This window comes from Pelosinus fermentans JBW45 (assembly GCF_000271665.2).
In the GTDB taxonomy this organism is placed as follows: Bacteria; Bacillota; Negativicutes; order DSM-13327; family DSM-13327; genus Pelosinus; species Pelosinus baikalensis.
The window spans coordinates 4,346,779-4,360,509 of record NZ_CP010978.1 but is presented as its reverse complement, the minus strand read 5'-3'; the positions used below and the strand labels follow the sequence as shown (position 1 = coordinate 4,360,509).

Here is a 13,731-nt window from a genome sequence, read left to right as displayed (position 1 = left end):
GGAATTTAAATGTTAGGACGATTTACTGAAAGAGCGCAAAAAGCACTGCATTTTGCCCATCAAGAAGCTATAGGCTTAGGACATGATTATATAGGTACAGAACATTTATTATTAGGTCTATTGCATGAAAGTGAGGGGATAGCAGCCAAAGGGCTGCTGTCCGTAAATATTAGCATTGAGACAGTCCGGATGGAGGTGGAAAAATTAGTTGGTCGTGGCGAAGCTGCTAATGCTCAAATTTCCTATACTCCTCGTGCGAAAAGGTGCATTGAATTGGCAATTAATGTTGCTGCTGATTTAGGGCATAACTATGTTGGTACAGAGCATTTATTATTAGGTCTCCTTCAGGAAGGAGAAGGCGTAGCGGCTCAGCTATTAGACGGGCTTGATGTAGATGTACAAGTATTAAGTCAGAAAGTATCAGAATTATTAAGTGGCTTTACTGCATCCGGGCAAGGCGTTCAGCAGCAATCGGGAGGAAAGCAAGTAAGTTCCAATACGCCTACGTTAGAAGAATTTGGTCGTGATCTGAATAAATTAGCTCGCGAAGGCAAGATCGATCCTGTGATTGGTCGGGGAGCTGAGATTGAACGTGTATTGCAAATCCTCAGCCGCCGTACAAAGAATAACCCTGTACTCATTGGTGAACCTGGTGTGGGCAAGACTGCGATTGCGGAAGGGCTAGCGCAGCGTATTGTGCAGAATAATGTTCCTGATATACTCGGAGTAAAGCGAATTATCTCTTTGAATATGGCATCGTTAGTAGCTGGATCGAAATACCGTGGGGATTTTGAAGAACGCTTGAAAAAGGTTTTAGAAGAAGTTCGTCAGGATGGTAATGTTATTTTGTTCATTGACGAGCTACATACTCTAATTGGAGCAGGTGCTGCGGAAGGAGCGATTGATGCTGCAAATATTTTAAAACCTGCTTTAGCCCGGGGTGAGATACAAGTGATTGGTGCCACGACACTCAATGAATATAAAAAATACATTGAAAAAGATGCTGCTCTTGAACGGCGTTTTCAGCCGATTACGGTAAGTGAGCCATCTGTAGAGGATGCTATTACTATTTTGCAAGGGGTTCGGGATAAATACGAAGCCTTTCATCGAATTAGTATTACGGATGAAGCAATTGAAGCGGCTGTTACCTTGTCTCACCGCTACATATCCGATCGATTTTTACCAGATAAGGCAATTGATCTGATGGATGAGGCAGCAGCCCGTGTCCGTCTTAAAACGTTTTCTTCACCTTCCAATGTGAAAGAGTTAGAAAAGACATTAAAACAATTGCAGACGGAAAAAGAAGCTGCTATCGCAGCACAAGAGTATGAGCAAGCCGCTCATCTTAGAGATGAAGAAAAAAGGTTGAAAAATGAACTGGAAAGTAAGCAAAAAGAGTGGAAACAGCAGGGGAATGAACAGCTTGTGGTTACGGGTGAAGAGATTGCTCATATAGTAGCTGTTTGGACGGGCATTCCAGTTGAAAAATTAGCTCAAGAAGAAGCGGTACGGCTGCTGAATTTAGAAGAGGAACTGCATAAAAGAGTGATTGGACAGAATGAGGCAGTTAAGTCGGTAGCTAGGGCAGTACGCCGGGCTAGAGCTGGTCTTAAAGATCCGAAACGGCCTATTGGTTCCTTTATCTTCTTAGGACCAACAGGTGTTGGTAAGACAGAGTTAGCGAAGGCACTGGCTGCTACTTTGTTTAATGATGAAAGTTCTATGATTCGATTAGATATGTCAGAGTACATGGAGAAACATACCGTTTCTCGTTTGATTGGTGCTCCTCCTGGTTATGTTGGATATGATGAGGGCGGACAGTTAACAGATGCAGTTAGACGTAAACCCTATGCAGTTATTTTATTAGATGAAATTGAAAAAGCCCATTATGATGTATTTAATATTTTACTGCAGGTTTTAGAAGACGGCAGATTAACTGACAGTCAGGGTCGTAAGGTAGATTTTAAGAATACGGTCATTATTATGACTTCTAACGTAGGGGCAAAGCATTTGCGTAGAGATAATACTATGCTAGGGTTCTTAGCGGATGATAAAATGAATAATGAAGCCGAGAATGCCAAGAACAGAGTGATGGAGGAAGTAAAACGTACTTTCCGTCCTGAATTTATCAATCGAGTTGATGAAATGATTGTATTTGGTAGTCTGACTGATACAGAACTTACCAGCATTGTGGATATTATGTTAAAGGATGTAGGTAAGCGTTTAGAGGACAATACGCTTTACTTAGAATGCAGCGACAAGGCCAAGGCGGAATTGGTAAAAGAGGGGCGGGACTATGCATATGGTGCAAGACCTTTAAGAAGAGCCATTCAAAAATTAGTCGAAGATGAAATCGCCGAATTAATGCTTCGTCATCAAGTAATCAAAGGTGACACGGTTTTAATTGATGTTGATGCAGATGGAAAAGTAAAATTGATGAAAAAATAACAAATATTGTAAGTTATTGCAGGAAAATAAAAGAAATAGCACGAAGAGCATTTTATAATAGCAATGATATAGTGCATGTTATAAAATGCTCTTAGTTATGTGGTATTGTAGATATTTGGAAGGGGTAAGCATAATTTGTCTAAAGCTAAAATTCATTTTGTTTGTCAAGAGTGCGGTGCAGATTCACCGAAATGGTTAGGACGTTGTCCAGGTTGCGAGTCGTGGAATAGTATGGTGGAGGAAACACTTAGCAGGCAAGATGGGAAAAAACGTCATAGTACCAGCAATGGCGCTAAACCGCGTCCAATTACGGAAGTGGACAATTTTGCTGTGCCTAGACTCACAACGGGGGTTGGAGAATTTGATCGTGTACTAGGCGGGGGGATTGTTCCGGGAGCTCTTATACTGATTGGTGGTGATCCTGGTATTGGAAAATCTACAATGCTGCTGCAAGTGGCTTGTAGTGTAAGTCAGACCTATGGCAGTGTCTTATATGTCTCTGGTGAAGAGTCGGCTGCTCAAACAAAAATGCGAGCTGAGCGTCTGAATAAATTAAGTGATAAGTTATTGATCATGACAGAGACGAATTTAGATGAAATCGCACTTTCTGCCAATCAGCTAAAACCTGCCTTAATGATTATTGACTCGATTCAAACGATGTATAGTCCAGAAATTCCTTCAGCTCCAGGAAGCGTGGGACAAGTGCGGGAATCTACAGGAAAGTTATTGCGCTTAGCAAAAGAAACTGGTATTCCGATTGCTATTATTGGTCATGTAACAAAGGAGGGGAATATTGCTGGTCCCCGTATTCTAGAACATATGGTAGATGTTGTATTATATTTTGAGGGTGAGAAAACCTATGCTTTCCGTGTACTCCGCGCTATCAAAAATCGATTTGGCTCAACCCATGAGAGCGGAATTTTTTCCATGGAGGAAGATGGACTTATGGAAGTTAAGAATCCTTCAGGGCTGCTGTTATCCGAGAGGCCAGAAAGCGCTCCAGGATCTGTAGTACTAGCCTGTATGGAAGGTGTTAGACCCTTGCTGATCGAGATCCAAGCTTTGGTGAGCACCACTTGCTTTGGCATGCCTAGGCGTATGGCGGTTGGCTTTGACTATAATCGATTGATTCTCTTAATGGCAGTGCTAGAAAAGAGAGTAGGTTTGATGCTAGGAAATCAGGATGCTTATGTGAACGCCGTAGGTGGTATTAAAGTAACGGAACCCGCTGCGGATTTAGCAGTGATTCTTGCGGTAGCATCCAGCTTTCGCAACATATCGTTGGATGCCCATACGGTGGTTATGGGAGAGGTTGGCCTAACAGGTGAAGTACGTATGGTGTCAAGAGTAGATGTACGCATCAGTGAAGCCGCTACCATGGGATTTAAAAGATTTGTGATCCCAGCGGGTAATTTAACAGGACTCAAAATACGTCAGCAAGGATTAAAAATAGTTGGGGTTAGTAATGTAATTGAAGCAATGGAGGCGGTATTTCTATGACGAAAAAGCGGCAAGATAAATTATGGGATGCAAAATTTGTAAAAACGATTAAAAAATTAGTTCCTGGCACGCCGCTGCGAGAAGGTTTGGAGAATATTTTAAGGGCCAAGATGGGGGTCTTGGTATTAGTAGGTAATAATCAGCCTTTATTGGATGTAGTAGATGGTGGATTTTCACTAAATTGTGAGTATACTCCTGCAGGTTTTTATGAATTGGGGAAAATGGATGGGGCGTTGATTTTATCTTCTGATCTTAAACATATTATATATGCCAACGCCCAATTGGTGCCAGATTCGAAGATTCCTACGACAGAAACAGGTACAAGGCACCGTACTGCGGAAAGAGTTGCTAAACAAACCGGAGGTTTGGTGATTGCTATTTCACAAAGACGGAATTTAATTACCATGTATCTAGGTGATTTACGGTATACCCTAAAAGACATTACAGTAAGTTTAAGCCGTGCCAATCAAGCGTTGCAGACATTGGAGAAATATTGCAAAGTATTAGTGCGGAGTTTGACCAATTTAAGTGCCTTAGAGTTTGAAGATTTTGTAACATTATTAGATGTGGCGGAAATTATTATTCGCGTGGAGCAGGTGAGTCGTATTGCAATGGAGATCGAGCGCCATGTCATTGAATTAGGCAGTGAAGGTCGCCTGGTAAGTATGCAATTAGAAGAGTTGATGGCAGAGCAGGATGATATGGAGCTATTGCTTAAAGATTATTGTTTTAATGGATGCCAAGTACAAGAGGTACGAGAACAATTGGCTGTATTACCGGAGGAAAATTTAGAGCCTTATACCATTTGCCGCATTTTAGGTTATGGAGCTACGCCGAATATTTTAGATGTTCCAGTGGTGCCTCATGGGTTTCGAGTACTAAAGCGAATTCCTCGTTTGCCAATGTCCATTGTGGAAAACGTAGTAACTCACTTTAAAACATTGCCTTGTATTTATAATGCTACGATTGTTGAACTAGATGATGTAGAAGGAATTGGCGAAGTTAGAGCAAAAACAATAAAAGATGGTTTAAAACGAGTGCGAGAACAAGCATTGTTGGATCGTAATATGTAAAAACTAAGAATCCACATAGTGACGATATTATCTATTTTTTCTTATACTTATCTAATTTTATATCTTTTACAAACCGAGCATAGGCTCGGTTTTCTTCGATTTTTACTACTTGATACAGTTTATTTTCTTCCGTTAAGATTTCATCCCCAACGCTTACCACTAAAGGTACATACATTAAACTATGCCCATCTGCTTCATCTAAAATGAAATAATAATCATAGACTTTCTGAGGCGCAGGTTCCGGTTTTTGCTGAATCGAAAAGATGTTCAACGGTAATAGATGTAAAAAACTAAAGATAATCAGAGCCGAAAATATTACAATTCCGGCTAACACCGTAAATCGATGTTTTTGTATCATGATGACAACTCCTCGATGATGTATAATTAATCTTTTCTTTTTTTGCGTGGTCCAAGAAAGTTAGTAAATTCATATTTATAGAATTTATGTAGTTTATTTTTTGCTTCTTGCCAATTGCCGGTACTAAGATAGAGATACGCAATAATGCCAAGCAGCACAGCTCCGATAATGGATAGAATATTGCTAACCGTGATACCTGCATCTTGTATATTTGCGACATTCCCGGCAGAAGTCTCTGTAATCGTATTTCCACCATTTCCTGTATCATTTGAGGAAGTAGTACCAGGTATCGTCGTATCTGCTGCTTTTGGTGCGGGAGAAGCAGGAAGTGGCTTTGGAGTAATAATGGAAGGAAGGATATCAGCAAATAAAGCAGCGCTGTGTTCTGCAGCTTCTCGCGTATTATATTGGGTTCCCATTTCTAGCAACATAGAACGAGGATTTAAATCTTGATTATAATTACCGCGGGCCATAAAGATACCTCGTATTAATCCCTTGTACATTTTATCCGCATTTGCTTTTATTCTTTTTGCATATTGGAGAGTAGTGGCTTGATTTTGATTTTGCCGACCCACAACTAATAAAATTTTAGCGGCATCTTGTCCATTAATGGTTGTCTTATAAAATGCAAGAGGTCCACTGTCACGATGAAGATCAAAAAGGGCGGCAGGCTGGCGTTCGAGCAGTTTCATAAAGGTACGTCTAGAGCGCTGATAAGCATTGGCATCATGAGGTTCATGCAGTGTTTTATTGTGAAGGGGCTGATAGCCTAGTTCTTTGAGACGGCTGCTAAAACGATCACCGACTTTCATAATACTACCTTCGCCAGGAGTCGTTGAGTTACCATCTGTGGGAATATAAGATTCATCGGTATGAGTATGATAAATGGCAATGATTGGCTGGCTGCCGTTAGCTGCTCCTTGCACGGTAATAAGCTCCGTTTCTAAAGAAAGAGTGGGTTCGGATTCTATATAACGAGCTTTTGCTAATGAACCCTCTATTATGGTAATTTCATACAAATTATTATCCTCACTAATGTATCGATCACCCACATGAAGAACCAATCCTGACTGCAAAATAATTTGATCATTCTCATCGACAATTGTATTATATCCTGATTCCAGCTCATCAATAGCAGGAGAAAAAGCTGCCCGCGTACAAGGAGAAAAAGTCGAAAAAAGCAGAAATAGAAAAACTAATGCTGGGAAAAAATGCATGATACCACCTCATTATCTGTAATAAATAACCTCATCATAGTTGTATCATGTCCTCATGGTAAGTCCTTTATGTAATAAAAAAGACACGACTATAATAGTCGTGTTCACTGTAAAATTAAAGGTTTTATCTTCGAAGGAAGTGTTTGTAATTTACGATTAGGATAGATGAAAAAATCCTAAAGTAGTAACGGTGTTGCATTCCCTGCGCATCACTTCATTGAGACTAATTCCTGATAAATTGCAAAGTGCAGCTAGATAAAATAAACTATGACCGAGTTCTTTAGTAAGTACTTCTTTACATTGTTCGCAAGGTTCACCTGATAAATGGGAAGACATAAATTGCTTTAAGTCACTATATTCAATATCAGCAGGTGCTTGTTGGCGGGTGGCATTTACGGCAACACAGCCGCATTCGGTAACTGTTTTGGCAAAAGCACGATTTACTCGGGCACTTGCTTCTTGGTATTTTGTCATAATATCAAGAATACTGCGATGACGGATTAAATAGTCATCTACAGCGGTTTGAAAATCAGAGCATTTCTCATCCATTAATAAACACCTCACTTTGATGTTAATTATATAAACTTAACTCTATGATTGTCAATATTTGTACAGGCATGAATTTGAATTTTAGGAGATTTGATTCTGTGATCATTACATAATAAATATTTTCAAAATATTCTTTACAGGCAAAAGTAAGCATATAATCAGAGGTATTGGGATATAAAGCTCAATAAATCGATTATGAGGTCAAAATTTTATTTGACAATAATTAATATGCTATGCTAAAATATACAATTTTGACAATGTCTTTTATTTGTGATATACTACCTACTATAGGAGTTGATGCTATGTTAGCTATAGGGGACAAAGTAGTGTATCCCATGCATGGTGCCGGTGTCATTGAAGCAATTGAAAAGCATGAAGTGTTTGGGCAACTGCAAGATTATTATATTCTCACTATGCCTTACGGTGGCATGAGAGTGATGATTCCTATGAAGAATGTAGAAAATATTGGACTTAGAGAAGTAATTGACGAAGTCGGAATTAGCAAAGTGGTGGATATATTAAGGGCTACTTCGGTACAAGAAACGGCTAGTTGGAATAAAAGATTTAATTTAAATTTAACAAAGATAAAAACTGGCAGCATTTATGAAGTGGCTGAAGTAGTACGGAATCTTATTCTTCAGGACAATGCAAAAAAGCTTTCGGCAGGTGAACGAAGGTTGCTAGAAACTGCTAGGAAAATTATGGTAAGTGAGTTAGTATTAGCTTGTGGTAAGGATTTAGGTAGTATAGAAGAATGGATAGATGAGTTAATGAAAGAAAATACGCCAGGCAACTGACGTATTTTTTTGTTAATGTTAGGGTATAATAGATAATGTTTCCAGAAGGTCTTAGTTGTGATACTATACTTGTGGGAATGGAGAAAGTCTTATATAATAAATAAATAGTAAGGGAGGTGTAAGTTTGTTGGACAAAATTTTGCGATTTGTCATTACGTTATTAGCAGCTGTTTCAGGTTTGATGACAGCAAAATGGCTAGGCACCAGTTCCTTTTTATCATCTATGTTGAGTGGCGAATTTTTAAAAGTAGGATTTATTAGCAGTGATGATACAATCGTTACCATCTTGGTAGCTGTTTTTGGTGGAGTAGCAGGTGGGATTATTGGTTATGTATTGGCACCCTTTTTTATTAAATATTTATGGCAGTTTACCTATTGGGTAGAAGCCAGGCTTAATAAAATGCCAGTATCTGATGTTATTGCCGGTTCTATAGGACTGGCTGTTGGTTTGATCATTTCGAATTTAATTGGTTCTGCATTTATGCATATTCCGCTTATTGGTAGCTATGTTCCTGGAATTATTAGTATTATCTTGGGATATCTGGGAGTGAATATTGCTATTCATAAACGAGAAGAAATGATTGGGTTAATGGCAGTTTTTCCTTGGAAGACAAAAGAGCGGCAGAAAGAAAAGATTATTACGAAGCCAAGCTATAAAATCCTAGATACCAGTGTTATTATTGATGGTCGAATTGCTGATATTTGTAAAAGTGGTTTTGTTGAAGGTGTTCTTGTGGTTCCCATGTTTGTGTTAGAAGAATTACAGCATATATCTGATTCCTCTGATTCGTTAAAACGGAATCGCGGGCGCCGAGGTTTAGATATCCTAAATCGTATGCAGAAAGAGCTAGGGTTGCATGTAGAAATCAGTGAACAAGATTTTGAAGATACTGCGGAAGTGGACGCAAAACTTGTTAAGTTAGCTCAATTGATGAAAGGTAAGCTGGTTACTAACGATTATAATTTAAATAAGGTTGCTGAACTGCAAGGTGTAACTGTTTTGAATATTAATGAATTATCCAATTCGGTTAAGCCGGTAGTATTGCCAGGAGAAGAAATGGTTGTACATGTTGTAAAAGATGGTAAAGAACTTGGGCAAGGAGTTGGCTATCTTGATGATGGCACAATGATTGTCGTTGATAGTGGTAAGAAACATATGGGGGATACCATTGGAGTATTAGTAACATCTGTATTGCAAACAGCTGCTGGACGAATGATTTTTGCAAAGCCTAAAGGCATTGAAAAAGGCGCTTAAAGCAATCATGTATAATAACGGGAAATGTCTTCGAGATCTGTTGATGAACAGTCTCGAAGACATTTTTTTTACGAAAATAAAAGTATAGAATTATGTAAAAAAAAAAGAAATGAACCGCAGAGACGCAGAGCGCGCTGAGGAATATTCTTTAACACTATTAATTATTTTTTCTCTGTGTTCTCTGCGTCTCTGCGGTTCGACCCTCTGCTTTATATGTTTTAAAGAATACGCAGCATTTTTCTTATCGCTAGGGGTAATGGAAGTATTATGACTTGGCAAGATGGAGAATTTCTAATAGAATAAGGAGAAGTAATTTATTGCTTTAAAAGAGGTTATTTGGCAACAATAATCGAACAATAAGATATAATAAGTGATGATGTATTTATGGGAAAGGCAGGATAATATAGTGGTTACAGTGATTATACCAGCTGCAGGGCAGGGAAAAAGGATGATGAGGGGAGGCAATAAAGTATTTTTGCCGCTCGTTGATATGCCTGTATTATTACATAGTGTGCTAACTTTTTCAGCCTGTTCTGAGGTGGATAATTTAGTAGTCGTCGTTGCCCCTGATGAAGTGGATCAAGTGCAAACGATGCTATGTAATTTGACAGGGATTAAGCCTTGGAAAGTTGTGGCAGGTGGTAGAGAACGGCAACATTCTATTGCAAATGCTATCAAGGTAGTTCCTAACACGACAAAAACAATTCTAGTGCATGATGGTGCCAGACCTCTTATAACAGAAGAATGTATTACTAATGTCATTCAAGCTTCTGTTGTTCATAAGGCGGCTGTAGTTGCTGTAGCTGTAAAAAATACAATTAAAACGGTAGATGAAGATGGCTGGGTTACGGGTACGCTAGAGCGTCGCAAGTTGTGGTCAGTACAAACACCACAAGGGTTTGATGCTCGTTTATTACGTAAAGCATATGAGCAAGCTGAGCAGGATAACTTTGTTGGTACAGATGATGCTTCTCTTGTTGAGAGACTGGGCGTAAGGGTTAAGATTGTATGCGGCTGTTACGATAATCTAAAGGTTACAACTCCCGAGGATTTAACAATAGCTGAGGCATTGCTAAAGGAACGAAGGAGTATTCTAGATAGTAAAGGTTGTGACAACAACGAAATGATGCGCGTTGGTATGGGATATGATGTCCACAAATTGGTGGAGAACCGCAAGTTAATACTCGGTGGTGTAGTGGTACCTTACGAATTAGGATTAGATGGACATTCTGATGCAGATGTATTGTTACATGCGATAAAAGATGCTCTTTTAGGAGCGGCAGCATTAGGTGACATTGGCAGGCATTTCCCGGATACAGATATGCAATATAAGGGAGTATCTAGTCTCTTCTTGCTAAAGAGGGTGGGAGAAATTATTGCTGAACATGGTTATCTTGTGCATAATTTAGATGCGACCATTGTGGCCCAAAGACCTAAAGTGGCAATGTATATTCCAGAAATGAATTGTAATATTGCTGCTGCTCTTGGGCTTAAGATTGGGCAAATCAATGTAAAAGCCACTACTACAGAAGGATTAGGGTTTGCAGGTAAGGGAGAAGGCATTGCTGCCTATGCTGTAGCATCGATCCTGCAAGTATAATAAACATAAAACTGCCAGCCTGATAAAAGGGCTGGCAGTTTTATGTTTATAGGCAAAAACGAAGAGATTCTATGAACCACAAAGGCACAATGCCGCTGATGCGGCACACAAAGGAGTGGTTTTCTTCTACTTACGTATTGTCATTTAGCCGGGCATCATGGAGTTAAACATGGTAGAACCTGCTCGGCCTAGGTAAATACCGCAAATAGTAGATAAAATGCTCAATACAATAATGATTAACATGCTGTTTGTAGTAAAGCCATTAGCGAGATATAAAACTAGGATAGCAATGGATAAGACCTGGAGCACTGTACCCACAATTGCCTTGCGGACTAGGAGCGGTGTTTTTAATTTTTTAAAGCGAATTTTTCCATCGATTAAGCCTGTAATAAAGCCTAGTAGTACAGAGAAAGGGAAAGCGATGATGGAAAGTTTAGCAGCGATAAGAAATTCTCCCCGCAGTGGATCTTCTACCCAGAAGGAAAGACTTAGCATGAAAAGGATGACGGCAATAAAGACTTGAGGAAAATGCACACTGATTGGATGAAGATGCTGATCAATAATAAATGTGCGGCGAGGAGAAATCTTCTTCATATACGGTTCAAAGACTGTCTTTGGTAAGCCACAAGCTGGACATAGGTCTTCAACGTGGTTTTCGTCCATAATGAATCCGCAGGCTTTACATCTGACATAAGTTTTCATGTTATTACCTCCTATTAATGCTCTTAAAATGCTAAAGTTTACCTGTTATAAATAATTCACGATTCATTTATATTTTCCTGTATTTTTACAAAAATAAAGTAGAAATAAGGGGTAATTGTATAAAATTTGTGAATTGATACATATTATAAATAATCTGGATTTTATGTAGCATTGTGATAGTAGTCTCTCGAAAAGTCTCATTATAGTACGGCAAAGGATGAGTATAGCTAACGCTTCAACCTGTTACTTAACCTACGCTTATAGTTTTGTGCTATTAGGTAGTTGTTTTTAAGAGAAAGTATGATAAATCTAGGAGGAGTATGTATGCGCAGAAGAATATGTATGTTACTTATGATAACAGCATTAGTCTGGCCGAGTGCAGCATTGGCTGCAGAATATATGGTGAATATAAATGTTGTACGTCAAGAAGATGGCACTACATGTGGTGAACTCTGGTATAACAATCAGATTGTCTGGCGACTGGCTATTTTAGGTGATGGTGCTAAGCCGGTATCGGCATTTCCTAATGCAAGGACGACATTTATAGCCCCGGATTTGGTAGATGGATTATTTGTGATAAAAGTGGAGTAACAGCAGTGTTGGCACTTGGGGTATAAGACCACGAGTGCCAAAAGCTTTTTTTGCATAAATATAGAGAATCTGCTAGAATTATATGGAACTAACTATATACATGATGGCTAGAAAGACGTTTTGGAGGGGAATTTGCATGTTACAGCAAGATATTCGAGTGCGATTTGCACCAAGCCCAACGGGTCCTTTTCATATTGGAGGCGCTCGTTCGGCGTTGTTTAATTGGTTATTGGCAAAAAAGTATAATGGCAGATTTATTATGCGGATTGAAGATACGGATTTAGAACGCTCTACAAAAGAATCAGAAAAAAATATTAAAGATGCACTGAAATGGTTGGGAATCACCTGGGATGAAGGCACTGATGTAGGCGGAGAATATGGACCTTATCGTCAAACTGAACGTTTGGATACATATCGCACTTATACAAACCAATTATTAAATGAGGGTAGAGCGTATCATTGTTATTGTAGTGAGGCAGAGCTGGATGAGGAACGTCAGCTGCAATCGGATAAGGGAGAGACTCCTCATTATGGCGGCAAATGCCTGCATCTTACACAAGAAGAGAAGGATAATTTCATCGCCCAAGGTCGTAAGCCTACAGTACGTTTTCATGTACAAGAAAATAAGCAGATTATCTTTAAGGATATGGTGCGGGATACGGTGAGCTTTGATTCAAATGGTGTGGGGGACTTTGTGATTGTGAAATCAGATGGTATTCCCGTATATAATTATGCCGTTGTGATTGATGATGCGTTAATGAAAATTACCCATGTAATTCGTGGAGAAGAACATTTATCGAATACACCTAGGCAAATCGTATTATACGAAGCCCTCGGTTTTACACCACCGACATTTGGTCATATATCGCTGATCTTAGGTGCGGATCGTACAAAAATGAGTAAACGTCATGGTGCTACTTCTGTTGAGAAATATCGCAATTTAGGCTACTTACCAGAAGCGATTGTAAACTTTTTGGCTCTTTTAGGCTGGTCGCCTGGTGGGGAAAAAGAATTTTTCTCATTAGAAGAATTGATTGAAGAATTTTCTATGGACCGAGTAGCAAAAAATCCTGCAGTTTTTGATGTGGATAAATTAAATTTTATTAGTGCTCAATATATTAAGAAAGCCACTCCAGAAGTAATTACAGAACTTGCTTTGCCTCATCTGAGACAAGCCGGGTATATTGGTGAGGAGTTATCTGCCAAAGATCGAGAATGGCTGACGCAAGTGGTGGCTTTATTGCAAGAGTATATTAGTTATGCAGCAGAAATTGTGAATCATATCGATCTTTTCTTTACGGAAAAAGTTGAATTTGAAAATGAGGAAGCTGCTGAGGTTTTACGCGACGAAGATGTCCCTGCTGTTATCAAGAGCTTTTGTGAAAAATTACAAGGGCTAGACGTTGTAGATGCTCCTAGTGTTAAGGCTCTTTTGAAAAGTATTACAAAAGAATTAAAATTAGGCGGTAAAAAGGTCTTTATGCCTCTGCGGGTTGTAGTAACGGGTAAAATGCATGGTCCGGATTTAGATAAAGTTATTGCTTTAATTGGCAGAGAAAAAATCTTGAGCAGAATAACTAGTACATTAGCTAAAATCTAATTGACACACCTACCCTCTCTTAGTATAATTTCATAATAAGA

General features: G+C 39.1%; 12 protein-coding genes and 1 pseudogene. 9 read left to right on the top strand and 4 right to left on the bottom strand.

Annotated elements, in window-relative coordinates; genetic code table 11:
• Positions 1-9 precede the first annotated feature (9 nt).
• The 3 genes from JBW_RS19405 (at position 10) to disA (ending at position 5,021) form a co-directional block, all read left to right on the top strand.
• Positions 10-2,448 carry an ATP-dependent Clp protease ATP-binding subunit gene (locus tag JBW_RS19405; protein WP_007957376.1) on the top strand — a complete coding sequence of 813 codons (2,439 nt, stop codon included), beginning with the start codon at positions 10-12 and terminating at the stop codon, positions 2,446-2,448.
• 135 nt (positions 2,449-2,583) lie between these two features.
• The gene (radA, locus tag JBW_RS19400; RefSeq protein ID WP_007957374.1) at positions 2,584-3,948 is read left to right on the top strand and encodes a DNA repair protein RadA; all 1,365 of its coding nucleotides are present in this window, start codon (positions 2,584-2,586) and stop codon (positions 3,946-3,948) included.
• Positions 3,945-5,021 carry a DNA integrity scanning diadenylate cyclase DisA gene (gene disA, locus JBW_RS19395; RefSeq protein WP_007957372.1) on the top strand — a complete coding sequence of 359 codons (1,077 nt, stop codon included), beginning with the start codon at positions 3,945-3,947 and terminating at the stop codon, positions 5,019-5,021. The genes radA and disA overlap by 4 nt, the downstream gene beginning before the upstream one ends.
• Before the next feature lie 31 nt (positions 5,022-5,052).
• Here the strand turns inward: disA and JBW_RS19390 are convergent, their stop codons facing one another.
• The 3 genes from JBW_RS19390 to JBW_RS19380 form a co-directional block, all read right to left on the bottom strand.
• Complete coding sequence (locus tag JBW_RS19390; protein ID WP_007957363.1) at positions 5,053-5,379, bottom strand: hypothetical protein; 327 nt, start codon at positions 5,377-5,379, stop codon at positions 5,053-5,055.
• Between the two features lie 26 nt (positions 5,380-5,405).
• Complete coding sequence (gene spoIIP, locus JBW_RS19385) at positions 5,406-6,596, bottom strand: stage II sporulation protein P (protein ID WP_007957355.1); 1,191 nt, start codon at positions 6,594-6,596, stop codon at positions 5,406-5,408.
• 156 nt (positions 6,597-6,752) lie between these two features.
• Positions 6,753-7,145, bottom strand: coding sequence for a hypothetical protein (locus JBW_RS19380; RefSeq protein ID WP_007937864.1), 393 nt, complete (start codon positions 7,143-7,145; stop codon positions 6,753-6,755).
• A gap of 302 nt (positions 7,146-7,447) precedes the next feature.
• Here JBW_RS19380 and JBW_RS19375 point away from each other — a divergent pair, with 302 nt between their 5' ends.
• The 4 genes and pseudogenes from JBW_RS19375 (at position 7,448) to ispF (ending at position 10,797) form a co-directional block, all read left to right on the top strand.
• Positions 7,448-7,942 carry a CarD family transcriptional regulator gene (locus tag JBW_RS19375; protein ID WP_007957352.1) on the top strand — a complete coding sequence of 165 codons (495 nt, stop codon included), beginning with the start codon at positions 7,448-7,450 and terminating at the stop codon, positions 7,940-7,942.
• Positions 7,943-8,069: 127 nt separating this feature from the next.
• Complete coding sequence (locus JBW_RS19370; RefSeq protein WP_007957350.1) at positions 8,070-9,197, top strand: PIN/TRAM domain-containing protein; 1,128 nt, start codon at positions 8,070-8,072, stop codon at positions 9,195-9,197.
• 373 nt (positions 9,198-9,570) lie between these two features.
• Positions 9,571-10,263, top strand: a pseudogene (gene ispD / locus JBW_RS26255) (2-C-methyl-D-erythritol 4-phosphate cytidylyltransferase); the annotation flags it as partial.
• Positions 10,264-10,320: 57 nt separating this feature from the next.
• Positions 10,321-10,797, top strand: a complete 477-nt coding sequence (ispF, locus tag JBW_RS26250; protein WP_235334283.1) for a 2-C-methyl-D-erythritol 2,4-cyclodiphosphate synthase — start codon at positions 10,321-10,323, stop codon at positions 10,795-10,797.
• 144 nt (positions 10,798-10,941) lie between these two features.
• Here the strand turns inward: ispF and JBW_RS19360 are convergent, their stop codons facing one another.
• Positions 10,942-11,499 carry a rubredoxin-like domain-containing protein gene (locus JBW_RS19360; protein WP_007957346.1) on the bottom strand — a complete coding sequence of 186 codons (558 nt, stop codon included), beginning with the start codon at positions 11,497-11,499 and terminating at the stop codon, positions 10,942-10,944.
• Between the two features lie 324 nt (positions 11,500-11,823).
• Between JBW_RS19360 and JBW_RS19355 the strand changes: the two genes are divergently transcribed.
• Both JBW_RS19355 and gltX read left to right on the top strand, forming a co-directional pair.
• Positions 11,824-12,090: a hypothetical protein gene (locus JBW_RS19355; protein WP_007957344.1), complete on the top strand. Its 267-nt coding sequence runs from the start codon at positions 11,824-11,826 to the stop codon at positions 12,088-12,090.
• A gap of 136 nt (positions 12,091-12,226) precedes the next feature.
• On the top strand, positions 12,227-13,690 hold the full coding sequence (gene gltX / locus JBW_RS19350; RefSeq protein ID WP_007957342.1) for a glutamate--tRNA ligase: 1,464 nt from the start codon (positions 12,227-12,229) through the stop codon (positions 13,688-13,690).
• Positions 13,691-13,731: the final 41 nt, after the last annotated feature.